18 protein-coding genes are annotated in these 20269 nt (G+C 61.6%); 9 read left to right on the plus strand and 9 right to left on the minus strand.

Annotated elements, in window-relative coordinates; all coding sequences use genetic code 11:
- Positions 1-39: 39 nt before the first annotated feature.
- Positions 40-987 carry a choline ABC transporter substrate-binding protein gene (locus BMX59_RS06820; protein ID WP_092242112.1) on the minus strand — a complete coding sequence of 316 codons (948 nt, stop codon included), beginning with the start codon at positions 985-987 and terminating at the stop codon, positions 40-42.
- Positions 988-1402: 415 nt separating this feature from the next.
- On the opposite strand from BMX59_RS06820, the gene BMX59_RS06825 reads away from it, so the two are divergent.
- A complete protein-coding gene (locus BMX59_RS06825) occupies positions 1403-2779 on the plus strand; it encodes an L-serine ammonia-lyase (RefSeq protein WP_093120729.1) in 1377 nt (458 codons plus the stop codon).
- Positions 2780-3287: 508 nt separating this feature from the next.
- The gene (locus tag BMX59_RS06830; protein ID WP_005792167.1) at positions 3288-4391 is read left to right on the plus strand and encodes a choline metabolism transcriptional regulator GbdR; all 1104 of its coding nucleotides are present in this window, start codon (positions 3288-3290) and stop codon (positions 4389-4391) included.
- Between the two features lie 96 nt (positions 4392-4487).
- Here BMX59_RS06830 and BMX59_RS06835 read toward each other — a convergent pair whose 3' ends face one another.
- The 6 genes from BMX59_RS06835 to BMX59_RS06860 all read right to left on the minus strand — a co-directional run bounded on the left by BMX59_RS06835 (position 4488) and on the right by BMX59_RS06860 (position 9703).
- Positions 4488-4751 (minus strand): hypothetical protein, encoded by a 264-nt coding sequence (locus tag BMX59_RS06835; protein ID WP_010207120.1) that lies wholly within the window; start codon positions 4749-4751, stop codon positions 4488-4490.
- Positions 4752-5036: 285 nt separating this feature from the next.
- The gene (locus BMX59_RS06840) at positions 5037-6197 is read right to left on the minus strand and encodes a gamma-butyrobetaine dioxygenase (protein WP_093120732.1); all 1161 of its coding nucleotides are present in this window, start codon (positions 6195-6197) and stop codon (positions 5037-5039) included.
- Between the two features lie 9 nt (positions 6198-6206).
- Positions 6207-6686, minus strand: coding sequence for a thioesterase family protein (locus tag BMX59_RS06845; RefSeq protein ID WP_093120734.1), 480 nt, complete (start codon positions 6684-6686; stop codon positions 6207-6209).
- 13 nt (positions 6687-6699) lie between these two features.
- The gene (locus BMX59_RS06850) at positions 6700-7665 is read right to left on the minus strand and encodes an L-carnitine dehydrogenase (RefSeq protein WP_093120736.1); all 966 of its coding nucleotides are present in this window, start codon (positions 7663-7665) and stop codon (positions 6700-6702) included.
- 127 nt (positions 7666-7792) lie between these two features.
- Complete coding sequence (locus BMX59_RS06855; protein ID WP_092242127.1) at positions 7793-8680, minus strand: 3-dehydrocarnitine:acetyl-CoA trimethylamine transferase CdhC; 888 nt, start codon at positions 8678-8680, stop codon at positions 7793-7795.
- 78 nt (positions 8681-8758) lie between these two features.
- Positions 8759-9703, minus strand: a complete 945-nt coding sequence (locus BMX59_RS06860; RefSeq protein ID WP_092242128.1) for a choline ABC transporter substrate-binding protein — start codon at positions 9701-9703, stop codon at positions 8759-8761.
- Positions 9704-9896: 193 nt separating this feature from the next.
- On the opposite strand from BMX59_RS06860, the gene BMX59_RS06865 reads away from it, so the two are divergent.
- Together BMX59_RS06865 and BMX59_RS06870 are read left to right on the plus strand one after the other, a co-directional pair.
- A complete protein-coding gene (locus BMX59_RS06865; RefSeq protein ID WP_071490303.1) occupies positions 9897-10841 on the plus strand; it encodes a GlxA family transcriptional regulator in 945 nt (314 codons plus the stop codon).
- Positions 10842-10909: 68 nt separating this feature from the next.
- Positions 10910-12076, plus strand: a complete 1167-nt coding sequence (locus tag BMX59_RS06870) for an AAA family ATPase (protein WP_093120739.1) — start codon at positions 10910-10912, stop codon at positions 12074-12076.
- Positions 12077-12185: 109 nt separating this feature from the next.
- Here BMX59_RS06870 and BMX59_RS06875 read toward each other — a convergent pair whose 3' ends face one another.
- Together BMX59_RS06875 and BMX59_RS06880 are read right to left on the minus strand one after the other, a co-directional pair.
- Entirely contained in the window at positions 12186-12602 is a 417-nt protein-coding gene (locus BMX59_RS06875; RefSeq protein ID WP_093120741.1) for a DUF3010 family protein, read from the minus strand.
- Between the two features lie 41 nt (positions 12603-12643).
- On the minus strand, positions 12644-13045 hold the full coding sequence (locus BMX59_RS06880) for a lysozyme inhibitor LprI family protein (protein WP_071494402.1): 402 nt from the start codon (positions 13043-13045) through the stop codon (positions 12644-12646).
- Between the two features lie 219 nt (positions 13046-13264).
- Between BMX59_RS06880 and BMX59_RS06885 the strand changes: the two genes are divergently transcribed.
- The 5 genes from BMX59_RS06885 to BMX59_RS06905 all read left to right on the plus strand — a co-directional run bounded on the left by BMX59_RS06885 (position 13265) and on the right by BMX59_RS06905 (position 20259).
- The gene (locus tag BMX59_RS06885) at positions 13265-14242 is read left to right on the plus strand and encodes a dipeptidase (RefSeq protein WP_010207105.1); all 978 of its coding nucleotides are present in this window, start codon (positions 13265-13267) and stop codon (positions 14240-14242) included.
- A 75-nt stretch (positions 14243-14317) separates the two neighbouring features.
- Positions 14318-14848, plus strand: a complete 531-nt coding sequence (locus BMX59_RS06890) for a DUF5943 domain-containing protein (protein WP_008083165.1) — start codon at positions 14318-14320, stop codon at positions 14846-14848.
- A 15-nt stretch (positions 14849-14863) separates the two neighbouring features.
- Positions 14864-16924 carry a dimethylglycine demethylation protein DgcA gene (gene dgcA, locus BMX59_RS06895; RefSeq protein ID WP_071490299.1) on the plus strand — a complete coding sequence of 687 codons (2061 nt, stop codon included), beginning with the start codon at positions 14864-14866 and terminating at the stop codon, positions 16922-16924.
- Between the two features lie 171 nt (positions 16925-17095).
- A complete protein-coding gene (gene dgcB / locus BMX59_RS06900) occupies positions 17096-19039 on the plus strand; it encodes a dimethylglycine demethylation protein DgcB (protein WP_093120743.1) in 1944 nt (647 codons plus the stop codon).
- Positions 19039-20259: an electron transfer flavoprotein subunit alpha gene (locus BMX59_RS06905; RefSeq protein WP_093120746.1), complete on the plus strand. Its 1221-nt coding sequence runs from the start codon at positions 19039-19041 to the stop codon at positions 20257-20259. Before dgcB ends, BMX59_RS06905 begins: the two co-directional genes overlap by 1 nt.
- Positions 20260-20269 lie beyond the last annotated feature (10 nt).

Raw genomic sequence — 20269 nt, forward strand, 5'->3', positions numbered from 1 at the left:
AACATCCCGGGGCAGCGCACCGCCCCGGGGTCAGCGGCATTACTTGGAGAGGTAAGCTTTCACGGCCTCCAGGCCAGGTTTGCCATCAACGGTGGTGACACCGGCGAGCCAGGTGTCGAGTACTTGAGGGTTCTTCTTCAGCCAGGCTTTCGCCGCGGCGTCGGGTTTCATCTTGTCGTCCAGGACATTACCCATCAGGGTGCTTTCCATGTTCAGGGTGAACACCAGGTTCTTCAGCAACTGACCCACGTTGCTGCATTCCTGGGTGTAGCCCTTGCGGGTGTTGGTGTAGATGGTGGCCTGGCCGTAGTTGGGGCCGAAGGAATCATCACCCCCGGTCAGGTACTTCATCTTGAAGCGGGTATTCATCGGGTGCGGTTCCCAGCCGAGGAACACGATGGCCTGGTCGCGCTTGGTGGCGCGTTCGACCTGGGAGAGCATGCCGGCTTCGCTGGACTCGACGACTTTGAAACCGGCGGTTTTCAGGCCGAAGGCGTCTTTGTCGATCAGCGTCTGGATGGTGCGGTTGCCGTCGTTGCCCGGCTCGATGCCGTAGATCTTGCCGCCCAGCTCATCCTTGAATTTGGCGATATCGGCGAAGTCCTTCAGGCCTTTGTTGTACAGCGCTTCCGGGACCGCCAGGGTGTACTTGGCGTTCTCCAGGTTGGCGCGCACGGTTTCCACGGTGCCGGCATCGCGGTACTGCTTGATGTCGTTTTCCATGGTCGGCATCCAGTTGCCGAGGAAGATGTCCATGTTCTTGCCGTCGGCCAGGGACTTGTAGGTCACGGGCACCGAAATCATCGTGGTGCGTGGCTTGTAGCCCAGGCCCTTGAGGACTTCGCTGGTGGCGGCGGTGGTGACGGTGATATCGGTCCAGCCGACATCGGAGAAGTTGACGGTCTGGCATTGTGCCGGTTCTGCAGCGTGCGCCACGACTGGCAGACTCAGCATGGCGGCCAACAACAACGAGGGTGAAGCTTTCATGGGGCTAGACTCCTGTGTTTTTTCTGACGGCGTTCGCCGCGCTTTATAAGTGTTGCGGTTGGAGCGTGCGACAACAGCTCTGGCACGGTGCCTTGCAAACGAGTCGAGACTGATCATGTACCAGTGAAAATCTGACGCCTACAGGGGGCGTCGTATCCAGTACAGGGAGGGTCGTATCCAGTGTCGGTGACGTCGCTTACAGGTTTTTCCCAAGGCAAAACTGCAGTTTTTGCCCATCTGCACCGCTAAAAACGGCCAAAACCGGTGATCGCACAGGCGCGACGCTGGTGAGCATGGGTGCGTCGGTGTGAGACGCCGTGACGGCAAACAAAAGCTTGATGATGCCGCCATCTGGGCGATCTGAGCGTAGCAGCTCGTTGGTGTCCGGCCTGTTCACCTGCGGAGTTCCACGTTAATGGCTATCAGTGTTTTCGACCTGTTCAAGATCGGCATCGGGCCTTCGAGTTCTCATACCGTCGGCCCCATGCGCGCCGCGGCGTTGTTCGTTCAAGGGTTGCGTGAACGTGATCTGTTGGAACAAGTGCGGCGCGTCGAAGTTCAGCTGTATGGCTCGCTGTCGGCCACCGGCATCGGCCATGGCAGCGACACCGCGACCATCATGGGCCTGATGGGCGAATGGCCGGACGCCATCGACCCGTCGCAGATCGGCCAACGCATCCACGCCCTGCGCGAGACCGACACCCTGCTGCTCGACGGGCGCTTGCCGGTGCCCTTTGTCTGGGCCAGGGACATGCGCCTGCTCGACGAAAACCTGCCGTTCCATCCCAACGCCATGACCCTGGTGGTGTCGGGTGACAACGGCGAGCTGCACCGCGACACCTACTATTCAGTGGGTGGCGGTTTCGTGGTGGATGAAGCCCAGGCGCAAAGCGGCGTGGCCGATATGGACCGCACCGAATTGCCTTACGACTTTTCCAGCGCGGTGGAGCTGTTGCAGCTGTGCAAGACCCACAACCTGCGCGTGGCCGAGTTGATGATGGCCAACGAGAAGGTCTGGCGCTCTGAAGATGAAATCCGCAGCGGCCTGATGAAACTCTGGCGCGCCATGCAGGATTGCGTGGAACAGGGTCTCAAGCACGAAGGCATCCTGCCCGGCGGCCTCAACGTGCGCCGGCGTGCCGCCAAGTTGCACCGCAGCCTGCAGGAGTTGAACAAGCCCAATGTGATTGGTTCGACCCTGAGTGCCATGGAATGGGTCAACCTGTTCGCCCTGGCGGTGAACGAAGAAAACGCCGCCGGTGGACGCATGGTCACGGCGCCCACCAACGGCGCTGCCGGGATCATCCCGGCGGTGCTGCATTACTTCATGAAATTCAGCGAAGAAGTCACCGAGGCCAATGTGGTCGACTACCTGCTTGGTGCGGCGGCGGTGGGCATTCTGTGCAAGAAGAACGCCTCGATCTCCGGCGCCGAAGTCGGCTGCCAGGGCGAAGTGGGCTCTGCCTGCGCCATGGCCGCCGCCGGGCTGGCCGAGATCCTCGGCGCCACGCCGGAGCAACTGTGCAATGCTGCCGAAATCGGCCTGGAACACAACCTGGGGCTGACCTGCGACCCGGTGGGCGGCTTGGTGCAGGTGCCGTGCATCGAGCGCAACGCAATCGCGGCGGTGAAGGCGATCAACGCGGCGCAAATGGCGCTGCGCGGCGACGGCCAGCACTTTATCTCCCTGGACCGGGTGATCCGCACCATGCGCGATACCGGAGCGGACATGCATGACAAGTACAAAGAGACATCGCGCGGTGGGTTGGCGGTCAGCGCGGTGGAGTGCTGAGACCGCGTTGCCTGCATCGGGGGCAAGCCCCCTCCCACATTTGGATTGGTGAACACAGTCAAAGGTGGGAGGGGGCTCGCCCCCGATAGCAATCATCCAGGCGCCGCTGCGCAAAAAGTGAACACCCCAACCAAAAGCGCCACCTTTTAGCGCGTCGCAAATAGATAAGTAGCTTGCGAACGATTTTCGACCTGACCACTGGCCTCCCGCGCTTTGGGTGACAGACTTCTCCCACACCCGAAAAGCGCCTTCCCACAAGTGCTACCGATCTGCTCACACACCTTGCCCGGGCGTGTTCCTACGGCCAATTCCAGCCATAACCGTACGTGCGGCGCGGGCTTATTTAGACGCGTCATGAGGTCGTTTTTAGGAGTTATTGGACGGCCATTCAAATTTAGGCATGGCATTTGCTCTATCAATTCAAAGCCTCTCTCCTCGCCGGATGAAGAGCGCAATAACAAGAGCCTCGCCTGAGGCCATCACCCGCTTTGTGTGAGGAGATACCGCGATGACGTCGTTCAACTCCGGGGCCCAACCCCAGAACCGTGCGCCTCAATCCATCGGCTTTTTGCTGCTGGACAATTTCACGCTGATTTCCCTGGCCTCCGCAGTCGAACCGCTGCGCATGGCCAACCAGCTCTCCGGCCGCGAGCTGTATCGCTGGACGACCTTGAGCGTCGATGGAAACCAGGTGTGGGCCAGCGACGGTCTGCAAATCACTCCCGATGCTTCCATGCACAAAGCGCCCGCCCTGGATACCGTGATCGTGTGCGGGGGTGTGGGTATCCAGCGTACCGTGACCCGTGAACATGTGTCGTGGCTGCAAAGCCAGGCACGCCAATCGCGCCGCTTGGGCGCGGTATGCACCGGCAGTTGGGCCTTGGCTTGCGCCGGTCTGCTCGACGGTTTTGATTGCAGCGTGCATTGGGAATGCCTGGCTTCGATGCAGGAAGCCTTCCCCCGCGTGGCCATGAGCACACGCCTGTTTACCCTCGACCGCAACCGCTTCACCAGCTCGGGCGGCACCGCGCCGCTGGACATGATGCTGCACCTGATCAGCCGCGATCACGGTCGCGAACTGTCGGCCGCCATCTCCGAGATGTTTGTGTACGAACGCATCCGCAACGAGCAAGACCACCAGCGCGTGCCGCTCAAGCACATGCTCGGCACCAACCAGCCGAAGCTTCAGGAAATCGTCGCGCTGATGGAAGCCAATCTGGAAGAACCGATCGACCTGGATGAACTGGCGGTATACGTCGCCGTCTCACGTCGCCAGTTGGAGCGGTTGTTCCAGAAGTACCTGCATTGCTCGCCGTCGCGTTACTACCTCAAGCTGCGCCTGATCCGTGCACGGCAGTTGCTCAAGCAAACGCCGATGTCGATCATCGAAGTGGCGTCGGTGTGCGGGTTTGTGTCCACGCCACACTTCTCCAAGTGCTACCGCGAATATTTCGGCATTCCGCCACGGGATGAACGCGTCGGCTCCAACACCACCCAACAGGTGGCGATGATGCCAATTCCACAGGCGCTGGTGTTGTCGCCGTTGTCGGGGCCGATGTCGGCGTTGAGTCAGGCGCGCAATGAGTCGACGTTTGCCAGCGTAAGGCTCTAGACCGAGGTTTCTGCATCGGGGGCAAGCCCCCTCCCACATTTGGATGGGTGAACACAGTCAAAGGTGGAAGGGGGCTTGCCCCCGATAGCAATCTAATCAGGCGCCAGAGTTCTGCTTGAACTGCACCAGTGCCGGCAACAACTGCTTGTCGATTGCCTGGCGCACGGCCGGCAGAATCGTCGCACTGCCGGTGTACATCTGCTCCACCATGCCCTTGAGCGCCTTGGCCCGTGCCTCGCTCAAGCCGCGCACCGCGCACTCGCAGGCCTGCTCGGCAGTGGCGCCGCTGGACACTTCGAAACCCAGCGAGCGCAGTTGGCCCAGCAGGTCATCCTGGTCAATCAAATCCGCGTGCATCATGACGTTTATCCTGGTGAGGTGAACGGGGTCTGACTGGGATTCTGGTAGCCACCCAAGAGGGCGGCAAGCGCAGATTGTATGAATGCCTCAGATGGCTATGAGCATGTCGTTTTCGGGCCATTTACCGGCGGCGGTAATGGGCACACTGAGTACCAGCAAACAGCTTGAAGGTTTGGTCACCCTCGGGATGTCACGCTCACACAAGGCCCTCTGCCTCGATCCAGTCACGGCTGGATCGGGGTTTTTTTGTGGGGGCGGGCTTGCTCGCGAAGGGCGCGCCAGGGTCTACCGTTGCAACACCAAAATGCGCGAGAGCAACTCATCCCTATCGATATAACACCCTTGAAAATGCCGAGCCCCGGAAGCCGGGTCAAAAGCGTGACGCGCATGCAACGTGCGGCGGTTATCGAAGCACCACAGCTCACCGGGGTTCAGGCGCTGCACCACACGAAAGCGATCTTCCCGCGTCATCGCGATAAAGCGCCGATAGGCGCGATACAGCAACGGCATCTGTTCCACACTCGTCTCAAACGGCCCGCGTAGAAAATTGGCCATGCGGATCTCCGCGATATCGCCCAAGGCATCCAGCGCAATGATCGGCGCCAACTGGCGGTAGTCGCTGTGACGGTCCTTGTTGCGAAACTCCACCGGGATGTCGCACAGAGCCAGGAACGCTTCGGGGTCTTCGGTACGCAGGGCGCAGGCGATGGCAAACCCATCGACAAAAATACTTTCGCCACCGTCGGCATCGTTCACCAGGCAATGCAAAAACTGCAGGCCCGGTTGCAGCTCCCGCGTGGGCAAGTCACTGTGCAACGGCAGGTTGAAGGCGGTGTAGGCATTGCTGTCGGCATCGGCCTTGGATTGCACGTTGAACAGCACGCCGAAGTTGCTCTCGCGGATGAATGAAATGCGCTTGGCGACCAGCGCCAGGGCGCCGGGCTCGGTGGGCACGCCGCGGATTTGCGTGAGGCCGCAGTCACGTAGCGCCAGCAGCCACTGCAACAATGCGTGGGGGTCTTGCATGACCGCTGAATAGTCGAACACCGGCAGTTGGAAGCGGCTGTCCCACAGCTGGGGTTTGGGCTTCGCCGCCCAGCGTTCGGCGCGGGACTCATCGTCGTAGGCATGCGCCCGCAGCCAGCCGGGGTCGTACTGGCTGCGGTGGCCGCCGCTCCATTGCACGCTCAACAAGCCTTGATCGATGCATGCGTCGACAGCGCTGAGGTGCTCGTCCACATCGACAATCTCCAGCACCTGCTCGCGGGTCACGCTGTACACGCATTCCGCGCAGGGGCAGTTGTCCCGCAGCCACTGATGATGAAACGGACTGACCCGCCCATCGGCCCATTGCACACGAATCTGATCATTTAGCACCCGCACCTGCGCAAGGTCGCAGATCTTCGGGTAGGTACGGAAATCGGCAACAGCGGCGGCGGTTTGCATGGGGTCTCCTTATGGTTTTTTGGGTGGCAGTCCAATCACTCGGCCGAGCAGGGCGGGGCGAGGCAGGTCAGCCTGCTGGGCGCTGATGGCAGAGAGTCTTTCCAACGTGGCATCGGTGAACGGCGCGGCATGCGGACCGGCCAGGTCAACGTGCAACAGCATCTGTTCGTTGCCCGCCAGTTCCTTCTCATCCCCCACCAAGTGCAGGCTGTGATAGAGGTGCAGGCGCTTGGCGTCATGGGCGATCAGTTGGGTATGCACCTCCACGTCGGCGCCGAGTTTCACTTCGTGCAGGTAGTTCAGGTGCAGCTCCAGGGTGAACAGCGAATGACCGCTGGCTTCGCGATTTTCACTGTCCAGCCCGAGGATGTCCATCAGCGCGTCGGTGGCGTAGCTGAAGATCAGCAGGTAGAACGCGTCGCGCAGATGGCCGTTGTAGTCCACCCAGTCGGGGTGGACCTGGGTGGTGTAAGTGGTGAGTGCGGGCATGTCAGGGGTTCCGTTATTCAGCGAAGGTCATGCCGTGCTTGGCCTTGGTGGTTTTCACCGCTTCCAGCACCGCCAGCAGGCAATCATCACGATAGCGCTCCAGCGCTGAAATGCTGTGCTTGCCCAACTGGTCGCTGGTGCCGTCGACCACGTCGTCGATCAGCTTGTCGGTCAGTTCCGGCGCCGGCAGGTAGGTCCACGGCAATTGCAGTGCCGGGCCGAACTGCGCCATGAAGTGCCGCATGCCGGCATCGCCGCCCGCCAGGGTGTAGGTGAGGAACGTGCCCATGATCGACCAGCGCAGGCCGGCGCCAAAACGGATTGCGTCATCGATCTCGCCGGTGGTCGCCACGCCATCATTGACCAGGTGCAGTGCTTCACGCCACAACGCTTCGAGCAGGCGATCGGCGATGAACCCCGGGACTTCCTTGCGCACATGCAGCGGGCGCATACCGAGGGATTCATACACCTTGATCGCGGCCTGGATGGCTTCTGGCGCGGTGTTCTTGCCGCCAACCACTTCCACCAGCGGCAACAGGTAAACCGGGTTGAACGGGTGGCCGACCACACAGCGTTCCGGGTGGGTCGAACCTTCGTAGAACTCACTCGGCAACAGGCCCGAGGTGCTTGAACCGATCAACGCATTCGGCTTGGCTGCCGCACTGATCTTGCTGTGCAGGTCCAGCTTCAGCTCCAGGCGTTCCGGGGCGCTTTCCTGGATGAAGTCGGCGTCTTTCACGCATTCTTCAATGGTGGCGACAAAGCGCAGGCGCTCTTGCGACGCACCCGGCGCCAGCCCTTGTTTCTCCAGGGCGCCCCAGGCGTTGGCGACGCGCTTGCGCAGCGCAGCTTCGGCACCAGGTGCCGGGTCCCAGGCGACCACATCCAGGCCATGGGCCAGCGCGCGGGACACCCAGCCGCTGCCGATGACACCGCTGCCGAGGGCGGCGAAGGTTTTGATTTCGGTGATAAAGCTCATGGCAAATTCCTATGGATTTCGGTGGTCCAGTGTGGGAGGGGGCTTGCCCCCGATAGCGGTGTGTCAGTCGATACATTCGGTACTGATGCACCGTAATCGGGGGCAAGCCCCCTCCCACATTTTTTGATTAGCGGCGTTTGGTGAGGCCCATTTTTATGCGTCCTTCGGCGGGGGTCATTACCCGTGCGCCGAGGCGGCTGAGGATTTCACTGGCCCGTTCCACCAACTGGCCGTTGGTCGCAAGCACACCCTTGTCCAGCCACAGGTTGTCTTCCAGACCGACCCGCACGTTGCCGCCCAGCAGCACCGCTTGCGCCGCCATCGGCATTTGCATGCGGCCAATCCCAAAGCCGGCCCACACGGCGTCGGCGGGCAGGTTGTCGACCATGGCTTTCATGGTGGTAGTGTCGGCCGGTGCGCCCCACGGGATGCCCAGGCACAGCTGGAACAGCGGGTTGTCGAGCAGGCCTTCCTTGATCATCTGTTTGGCGAACCACAGGTGACCGGTGTCGAAGATCTCCAGCTCGGCCTTTACGCCCAGCTCCTGGATGCGTTTGGCACCCGCCCGCAGTTGGGCCGGAGTGGACACGTAAATGGTGTCGCCATCGCCGAAGTTCAGGGTGCCGCAGTCCAGGGTGCAGATTTCCGGCAGCAGTTCTTCGACGTGGGCCAAGCGGGTCAGCGGGCCGACCAGGTCGGTGTTGGGGCCGAATTCCATCGGGTTCTCGCCGCCACCGATCTCCAGGTCGCCGCCCATGCCGGCAGTGAGGTTGACGATGATGTCGATGTCGGCCTCGCGGATACGCTCCATCACTTCGCGATACAAGGCGACGTCACGGCTGAACTTGCCGGTGTGCGGGTCGCGCACGTGGCAGTGCACAACGGTCGCGCCCGCTTTGGCGGCTTCCACGGCGGCGGCGGCGATTTGTTTGGGGGTGACCGGCACGTGTGGGCTTTTGCTGGTCGTGTCGCCAGCACCGGTGAGTGCGCAGGTGATGATGACGTCGTGGTTCATGAGGCAGGTTCCTTACAAGCGGGCGTAGGGGTGCCGTGCGCAGCCGGGAGTGGCTGCGACACGGTGATTCGAATCAGGTTATTTGCTGGTCAATTGCAGGTTGGCCGCCGCCGGTTTGCCGTCGAAGGTGGTCACACCTTCCAGCCAGCGGGCCTGGTCTTGCGGGTGATCCTTGAGCCATTGCCTGGCGGACTCGATAGGGTCCTTGTGATCCAGCAGCGGCTGCATCATCCGGCTCTCGTCGGCGGCGGTGAAGGTCAGGTTGGTCAGCAGTTTGTGCACGTTGGGGCATTGTTCGGCGTAGTTCGGTGCGGTGACGCTCCACACGGTGGCCATGCCTTCGTTCGGCCCCAGGGCGTCGTCGCTGCCGGTGAGGTAGGTCATGGCGACGTTGACGTTCATCGGGTGCGGCGCCCAGCCGAAGAACACTACGGCTTCCTTGCGGCGCACGGCGCGGTCGACGGCGGCGAGCATGCCGGCTTCACTGGACTCGACCAGCTGGAATTTGCCGAGGCCGAACTGGTTCTTGGCGATCATCGCCTTGATCTGGGTGTTGGCGCCCGAGCCTGGCTCGATGCCGTAGATCTTGCCGCCCAGTTCTTTCTCGAACCTGGCGATGTCGGCAAAGGTTTTCAGGCCTTTGTCTGCCAGGTAGGTAGGCACGGCGAGGGTGGCACGGGCGTCTTCCAGGCTGGGCTTGTCGAGCACCTTGACTTGCTTGGCGTCGACGAACGGCGTGATGGTCTGGGTCATCAGCGGGTTCCAGTAGCCCAGGAACAGGTCCAGGCGCTGGTCGCGGATACCGGCGAAGATGATTTGCTGGGAGGCGCTGGTCTGTTTGGTCTTGTAGCCGAGGCCGTCGAGCAACACTTGGGTCATGGCGCTGGTGGCGATTACGTCGGTCCAGTTCACCACGCCCATGCGCACGTTCTGGCAGGATGCCGCGTCGGCAGCCAGTACGTTCGTGCTCAAGATGGCGCTGGCGCTGAGTGCGAGCACGCAGCGGCTGATCAGTCGGTTCATGGTGGATCCCTCGGCAGGTCGTTATTGTGGGGTCCGGCGTCTTTGTGCGCCGTGGGATCAAATTACGCAGCTTGAGGGCCGACAAAACGCACGGCGGCGACCAGCTCTTGCACTGCAGCGACCTGTGCTCTTGAATGGCTCGTTGAACTGGCGTATCACAGTGAGCACGCTGCCCGTCCTACGAGAGCGCACCATGTCCCAGGATTTCTACTTTCTGCTGATGCCGGGCTTCTCGGCCATCGGCTTTATCTCTGCGCTGGAACCGCTGCGGGTGGCCAACCGCTTTCGTGGCGAGTTGTACCGCTGGCATGTATTGAGTGCCGATGGCGGCGCGGTATTGGCGAGCAATGGCATGTCGGTCAACGCTGACGCCGCGCTGGAACCGTTGAAAAAGGGCGCGACGTTATTGGTGGTGGCGGGCTTCGAGCCGCTGCAGTTCGCCACGCCTGCGCTGGAGCACTGGCTACGGCGCCTTGACCATGATGGCGTGACCCTCGGCGCCATCGACACCGGCGCTTGTGTGCTCGCCGAAGCCGGGCTGCTCGACGGCCACCGCCTCACCCTGCACTGGGAAGCCATCGACGCGTTCAAGGAATCCTATCCGCACCTGACGGTCACCCAGGAACTGTTCGAAATCGACCGCCGCCGCATCACCTGCGCTGGCGGCACCGCTTCCATCGACCTGATGCTCGACTTGATTGCCCAGGCCCACGGCCCCGAACTGGCGATCCAGGTCTCCGAACAATTCGTGCTCGGCCGCATCCGCCCACGCAAAGACCACCAGCGCATGCAGATCGCCACGCGCTACGGCATCAACAACAAGAAACTGGTGCAGGTGATCGGCGAAATGGAGCAACACACCGAGCCGCCGCTGAGCACCTTGGCCCTGGCCGAGGCGATCAAAGTCACCCGGCGCCAGTTGGAGCGGCTGTTCCGCCTGCACCTGAACGACACCCCGAGCAATTTCTACTTAGGCCTGCGCCTGGAAAAAGCCCGACAGCTCTTGCGCCAAAGCGGTATGAGCGTGTTGGAGGTAGGTATTGCGTGCGGGTTCGAGTCGCCGTCGTACTTCACCCGCAGTTATCGCGCGCGGTTTGCGAAGTGTCCGAGGGAGGATCGGCGACGGGAGGTGGTGTAATGGCCAATTATAGTAAATTATACTCGCGACTATAATTTATAGTCCTTTCCATAATTGAGTATAAAACCATGTCCAAGCACAGCGGCTTTGTATTCCGCCGCCCCACCCTGGCCAGCAGTATTGCTGACGGCCTGGTGGGCGCCGGCATTCAGGATTTCACCTCTGGCCTGTTTCTCGCGGCGCCGCGTCGTACGGGCAAAAGTACTTTTTTGCGTGAGGATCTGATCCCGGAGTGCCAGCTTCGGGGTTGGCTTACCGTGTATGTCGATCTGTGGGCCGACAAAGAGAAAGATCCTGCGGAGTTGATTGCCAGTGCTATTGCTGCCGCGCTGGTGCCCTATGAAAAGGGCATTCGCAAGCTGGCCAAGCACATTGGAATCGAGAAACTGAGCTTTCTGCGTACCCTGTCCTGGGACTTCAGCAAGCCTCAATTGCCGGTTGGCGCGACGTTGACCCAGGCCTTGGAGTTGCTCCACCGCGCAGCGGAAAAACCTGTCGTCCTGATGATTGACGAGGCTCAGCACGCTTTGACCAGCGATTCAGGCATCAATGCGATGTTCGCGCTCAAGGCTGCCCGGGATCAGCTCAACCAAGGCCGTGACGAGGACGGCAGCGGTTTGCATCTGGTATTCACCGGCTCCAATCGCGACAAGCTGGCTCACTTGGTACTGGGTAAAAGCCAGCCGTTCTTCGGCTCCAGCATCACGCCGTTCCCGCTGCTGGGTAAAGAGTTCACCCAGGCCTACACCGCGCACCTCAACGCGCACCTGGCCAAGACCAACCAATTCAACGCCGCCGATATTGATGAAGCCTTTGAGCTGGTAGGCCGGCGCCCCGAGATGTTGCGCACGATCATCGGTGAAGTGGCGCTGGAGTTGGGCGAAGCCAGCAACCTCGGCCAGTTGCTGCACAGTCGTGCCGAACTGCTGCGTGCCGGTGTGTGGACCGAATTCGAAAGCGCCTGGAACAACCTCACCATCCCCCAGCGCGCCGTACTGCAAGTGATGGTGGAGCGCTCGCAAAACAACGAACCCTTCGCGCCGTTCACCGACAGCACCGTAACGGCGGTCAGCAAGGCGCTGGAGGACATGGGCAGCGACGTGGTGCCGGGCACCCAGACGATTCAGGCCTGTATCGATGCCCTGCGCGACAAGGAACTGGTGTGGAAGTCGAGCCGGGGAGGGTATGCCCTGGAGGACAAAACCTTCGGCGACTGGCTGCGCAACAAGCGCTGACATGTGGGAGGGGGCTTGCCCCCGATGACAGGCTGTCAGTTGATACAACTTCGGCTGACCCACCGCTATCGGGGGCAAGCCCCCTCCCACAGTAGATTAATGATGTGGCCTATTTCTTCAGCAGCGCCGAACACGCTGCTTTGTACGCTTCATGCTGGTATTTGTTCAGCGTCGCCGGCAGTTCGAAGTTGTGCTTCTTGTTCTGCGCATTAAGGGTCTGCGGCGACAGCAAGGTCACCTCAACCCCGTCCAGCAGCTGGAACACCCCTTCAATCTTGAACGTGGTCGGGCCACCGGCGAACTCGCCTTTCTTGCTGCGCTTCTTGATCGCGATACGCTCGATGGCGTTTTCCTGCACAAATGCCTTTACCTGTGCGGCGAAGGCTTTGACGTTGGCGGCCTCGTCATCGTCTTCCAGGGCAATTTTCTTGGTCGCCAGGATGACGTGGGCAAGTGCCTGGTTGTCCAGTGAGGCGACGGCGATGATGGCTTCGCTGCCTTTGATTTCGATGCCGCAAGTCTTCATGAATAGCCTTGGTTCAGAGTAAAAGTGGCGGAGATTGTCGCTTATTCCTGCCCAATCGACTCCAAAAACTCCGACCGCTCATCACTCATCCGCGCCAGGCAGTCGTTCTGTGCGATCGCGTAGGCCTTGGTGCCGGTCACCGCCGGAAAGGTGTCCACCGCGCAATCAGCGTCACGCAATTTTTCCCACTTTTGCTGGGCATCCTTCAGACGAGCGGTAATGTCCGCCAGCTTGGTCTTGTCGCTGCCGTAGGTCGACGCCATGCGTTCGAGCAGGCCCTGGTAGTTATCCTTGAGCAGCTGTTCAGCAGTGGTTTTGTTATAGGTGGCGCATTCCAGGGTTTGCTTGTCGTTTTCGATGCCGTCGCACGGCGTGCTGTCGGTGTCTTCAGCCGCGTGAACGCCGGTTGCGATGAGTGCCAAAGCCAGGAAAATCGATTTCATTGCGCCGTCTCATATCAGTTGATGCCCGAATTCTGGCTCAAGCGTAAGACAAAGAACAGCCGCGAGTCAGACCTCTCTTGGTAGCCTTTGTCGCGGATTGACGCTTTCGGCAATTCCCCTGTCGTTTTTGCACCCGGCTCTGTCGGCCCCTGGGCATATGCTGGCCCCAAAGCGCCGGCAGACGATTCGGCGCATGAATCGCCAATAAGGGGACGCCTGATGAGCCCAGCCGAATTGCACGCCGACAGCATCGTTATCGACGGGCTGATTATTGCCAAGTGGAACCGCGACCTGTTCGAGGACATGCGCAAAGGGGGGCTCACCGCCGCCAACTGCACGGTGTCGGTGTGGGAAGGGTTCCAGGCCACCATCAACAATATCGTGGCCAGCCAGACTTTGATCCGTGAGAACAGCGACCTGGTGATCCCGGTGAAAACCACTGCGGACATCCGCAAAGCCAAGGAACAGGGCAAGACCGGCATCATCTTCGGCTTCCAGAACGCCCATGCCTTCGAAGACCAACTCGGCTACGTCGAGATCTTCAAGCAGCTCGGCGTCGGTGTGGTGCAGATGTGCTACAACACCCAGAACCTGGTCGGCACCGGTTGCTACGAGCGCGACGGCGGCCTGTCGGGCTTCGGTCGCGAGATTGTCGCCGAGATGAACCGTGTCGGCATCATGTGCGACCTGTCCCACGTGGGCTCCAAGACGTCCGAAGAAGTCATCCTCGAATCGAAAAAGCCGGTGTGCTATTCCCACTGCCTGCCGTCGGGCCTTAAAGAACACCCGCGCAACAAGTCCGATGAAGAGCTGAAGTTCATCGCCGATCACGGGGGGTTTGTCGGTGTGACCATGTTCGCGCCGTTCCTGGCCAAGGGCATCGATTCGACCATCGACGACTACGCCGAAGCCATCGAATACACCATGAACATCGTCGGTGAAGACGCCATCGGCATTGGCACCGACTTCACCCAGGGCCATGGCCAGGATTTCTTCGAAATGCTGACCCATGACAAGGGCTACGCCCGCCGCCTGACCAGCTTCGGCAAGATCATCAACCCGCTGGGCATCCGCACCGTGGGCGAGTTCCCCAACCTCACCGAGACCCTGCTCAAGCGCGGCCACCCTGAGCGCGTGGTGCGCAAGATCATGGGCGAGAACTGGGTCAACGTCCTCAAGGACGTCTGGGGCGAATAAGCCACCGCTAACGCATCTTCTCCCCGGCCATCCGCGCCGGGGCACTACACAAGAATTTTCTGGAGTTAAGTTTCCATGGCTAAGATCGCCCCGCAATTGCCTATCGAAGTCGACAGCGAAACCGGTGTCTGGACCTCCGACGCCCTGCCGATGCTGTATGTGCCACGCCATTTCTTCGTCAACAACCACATGGGCATCGAAGAAGTGCTGGGCGCCGAGGCCTATGCCGAGATCCTCTACAAGGCCGGCTACAAATCCGCCTGGCACTGGTGCGAGAAAGAAGCCGAATGCCACGGCCTGGAAGGCGTCGCGGTGTTCGAGCACTACATGAAGCGTCTGTCGCAACGTGGCTGGGGCCTGTTCAAGATCCAGGACATCGACCTCGACAAAGGCACCGCCAGCGTCAAGCTCGAACACTCGGCGTTTGTCTACGTGTACGGCAAGGTCGGGCGCAAGGTCGACTACATGTTCACCGGCTGGTTTGCCGGTGCCATGGACCAGATTCTTGAGGCCCGAGGCAGCAAGATTCGCACTGTGGCCGAACAAGTCTACGGAGGCTCCGAAGAGGGCCACGATGACGGCCTGTTCACCGTCAAGCCGTTGTAAGCCGAGGACCGTGCCATGGCTTTCGAAGCAATGTTCCAGCCGATCCAGATCGGCAAGCTGACCATCCGCAACCGCGTGCTCAGTACCGCCCACGCCGAGGTGTATGCCACCGATGGCGGGATGACCACTGACCGCTATGTGAAGTATTACGAAGAGAAAGCCAAGGGCGGTATCGGCCTGGCAATCTGCGGCGGTTCCTCGGTGGTGGCCATCGACAGCCCGCAGGAATGGTGGAGCTCGGTGAACCTGTCCACCGACCGCATCATCCCGCACTTCCAGAACCTGGCCGACGCCATGCACAAGCATGGCGCCAAGATCATGATCCAGATTACCCACATGGGCCGCCGCTCGCGTTGGGACGGCTTCAACTGGCCGACGCTGATGTCGCCGTCTGGCGTGCGTGAGCCGGTGCACCGCGCCACCTGCAAGACTATCGAACCGGAAGAAATCTGGCGTGTGATCGGCAACTACGCCCAGGCCGCACGCCGCGCCAAGGCCGGTGGCCTGGACGGGGTGGAATTGTCCGCCGTGCACCAGCACATGATCGATCAGTTCTGGAGCCCGCGGGTCAACAAGCGGACCGACGAGTGGGGCGGCACGTTTGAAGGGCGCATGAAGTTCGGCCTAGAAGTGCTGAAGGCCGTGCGTGCCGAGGTGGGTGACGACTTCTGCGTGGGCATGCGCCTGTGCGGTGACGAGTTCCACCCGGATGGTTTGTCCCACGAGGACATGAAGCAGATCGCCAAGTATTACGACGACACCGGCATGCTCGATTTCATCGGCGTGGTGGGTTCGGGTTGCGATACCCACAACACCCTGGCCAACGTTATCCCCAATATGAGTTATCCACCGGAGCCGTTTTTGCACCTGGCCGCCGGTATCAAGGAAGTGGTCAAGGTCCCGGTGCTGCACGCGCAGAACATCAAGGACCCGAATCAGGCCACGCGCATCCTGGAAGGCGGTTATGTGGACATGGTCGGCATGACCCGCGCGCACATTGCCGACCCGCACCTGATCGCCAAGATCAAGATGGGCCAGATCGACCAGATCAAGCAATGCGTCGGCGCCAACTATTGCATCGACCGCCAGTACCAGGGCCTGGATGTGTTGTGCATCCAGAACGCCGCGACGTCCCGTGAATACATGGGCGTGCCGCATATCATCGAGAAGTCCACCGGGCCGAAACGCAAAGTGGTGGTGGTGGGTGCCGGCCCGGCCGGGATGGAAGCTGCACGCGTGGCCGCCGAACGTGGCCATGATGTGACGCTGCTGGAGAAGAAAGAATTTATCGGTGGGCAGATCACCACCGCTTCGAAAGCGCCGCAGCGTGACCAGATTGCGGGTATCACCCGCTGGTTCCAACTGGAGCTGGCACGCTTGAAAGTCGACCTGCGCCTTGGCGTGGCGGCGGATGCCGACACCATCCTGGACCTGCGTCCGGACGTGGTGGTGCTGGCGGTGGGTGGGCATCCGAATGTGGAGCAGAACGAGCACTGGGGCGCCGCCGAAGGTTTGGTGGTGAGCAGTTGGGATGTGCTCGACGGCAAGGTAGCACCGGGCAAGAACGTGCTGGTGTACGACACCATCTGCGAATTCACCGGCATGTCGGTGGCGGATTTCCTCGCGGACAAAGGCAGCCAGGTCGAGATCGTCACCGACGACATCAAGCCGGGCGTGGCCATCGGCGGTACGTCGTTCCCGACCTACTACCGCAGCATGTACCCCAAGGAAGTGATCATGACCGGCGACATGATGCTGGAAAAGGTCTACCGCGAGGGCGACAAGCTGGTGGCGGTGCTGGAGAACGAATACACCGGCGCCAAAGAGGAGCGGGTGGTCGACCAGGTAGTGGTAGAGAACGGCGTGCGGCCGGACGAAGCCATCTACTACGCGCTCAAGGAAGGCTCGCGCAACAAGGGCCAGATCGACGTCGAAGCCTTGTTCGCGATCAAGCCGCAGCCGTGCCTGAGCGAGACGGGTGATGGGTACTTGCTGTTCCGCATCGGTGACTGTGTGGCGCAGCGTAATACCCACGCTGCGATCTATGACGCTCTGCGCCTGTGCAAAGATTTCTGAGCCAGCCTTGAACCAATGTGTACTCGGTCCAAATGTGGGAGGGGGCTTGCCCCCGATGGCGGAGTGTCAGTTGATACAGCTGTAGCTGACCCACTGCTATCGGGGGCAAGCCCCCTCCCACATTCAGCGCCAGTTTCACAGTAGACCTGTGCGGTCTGTGGGAGCTTCACCATGTTGAACACCTTGCTGCCTATTCTCTTGTTTACCGCCCTGGGCCTCGCCGTCCTCGGCGCCCTGCGCCGGGTGAACATGTGGCGCCGTGGCCGCGCGTCCAAAGTCGACCTGCTGGGCGGTCTGCTGGCCATGCCCAAGCGCTACATGGTCGACCTGCACCACGTGGTCGCCCGCGATAAATACATCGCCAATACCCACGTCGCCACCGCGTTGGGCTTTGTGCTGTCGGCCTTGCTGGCGATCCTGGTCCACGGTTTCGGCCTGCAAAGCCGTATCCTCGGCTACGCCTTACTGTTGGCCTCGGTGCTGATGTTTGTTGGCGCCACCTTCGTCTATCTGCGTCGGCGCAACCCGCCGTCGCGCCTGTCGAAAGGCCCGTGGATGCGCCTGCCGAAAAGCCTGATGGCGTTCTCGGTGAGCTTCTTTCTGGTGACGCTGCCGGTGGCTGGGATTCTGCCGGCGGACTTCGGCGGCTGGCTGCTGGCCGCATTGCTCAGCGTCGGTGTGTTGTGGGGCGTGTCCGAAATGTTCTTCGGCATGACCTGGGGCGGCCCGATGAAACACGCCTTCGCCGGTGCCCTGCACCTGGCCTGGCACCGCCGCGCCGAGCGTTTTGGCGGTGGCCGTTCCACCGGTTTGAAACCGCTGGACCTCAGTGACAAGACTGCGCCCCTGGGTGTGGAGAAACCCAAGGATTTCACCTGGAACCAACTGCTCGGTTTCGACGCCTGCGTGCAGTGCGGCAAGTGTGAAGCCGCGTGCCCTGCGTTCGCCGCCGGCCAGCCGCTGAACCCGAAAAAGCTGATCCAGGACATGGTCGTCGGCCTGGCCGGCGGCACCGATGCCAAGTTCGCCGGCAGCCCGTATCCGGGCAAAGCGGTGGGCGAGCACAGCGGCAACCCGCACCAGCCGATCGTCAACGGCCTGGTCGACGCCGAGACCCTGTGGTCGTGCACCACCTGCCGCGCCTGCGTGGAAGAGTGCCCGATGATGATCGAGCACGTGGACGCCATCGTCGACATGCGTCGCCACCTCACGTTGGAAAAAGGCGCCACGCCGAACAAGGGTGCCGAAGTCCTGGAAAACCTGATCGCCACCGACAACCCCGGTGGTTTCGCACCGGGCGGTCGCCTGAACTGGGCGGCGGACCTGAACCTGCCGCTGCTCAGCGAAAAAGGCAGTGCCGAGGTGCTGTTCTGGGTCGGCGACGGTGCCTTCGACATGCGTAACCAACGGACTTTGCGTGCCTTCGTCAAAGTGCTGAAAGCGGCCAAGGTCGACTTCGCCGTGCTCGGCCTGGAAGAACGCGACAGCGGTGATGTCGCCCGGCGCCTGGGTGATGAAGCGACCTTCCAGCTGCTGGCTTCGCGCAATATCCAGACCCTGGCCAAGTACAGCTTCAAGCGGATCGTCACCTGCGACCCCCACAGTTTCCATGTGCTGAAAAATGAATACGGCGCTTTCAACGGCAACTACCGGGTACAGCACCACAGCACCTTCATGGCCGAGTTGATCGCTGAGGGAGCGCTGAACCTGGGCCAGCACAAAGGCAACAGCGTGACCTATCACGACCCTTGTTACCTCGGCCGCTACAACGGCGAGTACGAGGCGCCGCGCCAAGTGCTGCGTGCATTGGGGATTGAGGTCAAGGAAATGCAACGCTCGGGGTTCCGTTCACGCTGCTGCGGTGGCGGCGGCGGTGCGCCAATCACTGACATCCCCGGTAAGCAACGTATCCCGGACATGCGCATGGAAGACATCCGCGAAACCGGTGCCGAGCTGGTGGCGGTGGGTTGTCCACAGTGCACGGCGATGCTTGAGGGCGTTGTAGAACCAAGACCCTTGATCAAGGACATTGCCGAGCTGGTGGCCGACGCGCTGCTCGAAGACGCCGCGCCTGCCAAAGCCCCATTGAAGCGTGAACCTGCGGAGGTGCACTGATGAGCGACATTATCCGCCGTGACCCACGCGCCGAGTGGATCGCCCGCAACCGCCTGCACCCGCTGCATGCGGCGATGCAACCGGTGCAGCACAGTTGGATGGGGCCCAATGGCGTCATCCGCAAGAACGTGCACGGCGTCGGTTTTATCGGCCCCAATGGCATCAAGCGTATCGACCGCAGCGGCGCGCAGCAGGGCGGCTCGGCCAAGCGTACGGCGGCAGTAGAAGTGCAATTGCCGCTGCATCAGATTGCCGCCCCCGCGTTCTACATCAACGTGGTACCGGACATGGTTGGCGGCCGCTTGAGCAGCCACGATCGCGACCTGCTTGGCCTGGCGCGACAACTGGCCGGCAGCGACGGCGCGGTGCTGGCGGTGGTGTTTGGTGATCACAAGGAAAGTGCGTTTGCCACGGCGGGTGTCGACCGTTTGCTGGTGCTGGAAGGCCACGCATTCGACGGTTATTCACCGGAACAACGCGTCCAGGGCCTGCGGGCTGTGGACAATCAGTTCAACCCGCGACACTGGCTGCTGCCGGACAGCCGCAGCGGCGGTGGCGAGTTGGGTCGACGCTTTGCCGCCAGCCTCAAGGAGCGCCCGGCCACGCGGGTGTGGCAGATCAAGGGCGACGAGTGCATCGGCCGCGCCGGTGCCGGCCAGGAAGACTTGGCCCGGCCACTGCCGCGCCTGGTCCTGGCGGTTGCCGAATGTGCCGATCCGGTCAGCGAAACCCGTCACGAAGTGCTGCCAGTGGAGTTATCCACAGCCCTGGCGCGCAGCCTGCCACGCATCGAAGACCTCGGCGCGGTGGCGGTGGACCCGGCGGCGATTCCCATGGCCGAAGCGGAATTCATTTTCTCCGGCGGCAACGGCGTGAAGGACTGGGCGCTGTTCCACCAGACCGCCGCCGCCCTGGGCGCCACCGAAGGCGCCTCGCGGGTGGCGGTGGACGATGGCTTCATGGCGCGTGATCGCCAGGTCGGTGCCAGCGGCACCTGGGTCACGGCGCGGGTCTACGTGGCCGTGGGTATTTCCGGGGCGATCCAGCACCTGCAAGGCATCGGCGCCTGCGACAAAGTGGTGGCGATCAACCTCGACCCGGGCTGCGACATGATCAAGCGGGCCGACCTGTCGGTGATCGGCGAAAGCGCCGCAATACTGCAAGCCTTGATCGCGGCGGTCGAAGCCTACCGCAACGGCGCCAAGCGCGATGCAGCATGAGGATACGACC

This window comes from Pseudomonas sp. NFR09 (genome assembly GCF_900111535.1).
Taxonomy (GTDB): domain Bacteria; phylum Pseudomonadota; class Gammaproteobacteria; order Pseudomonadales; family Pseudomonadaceae; genus Aquipseudomonas; species Aquipseudomonas extremorientalis.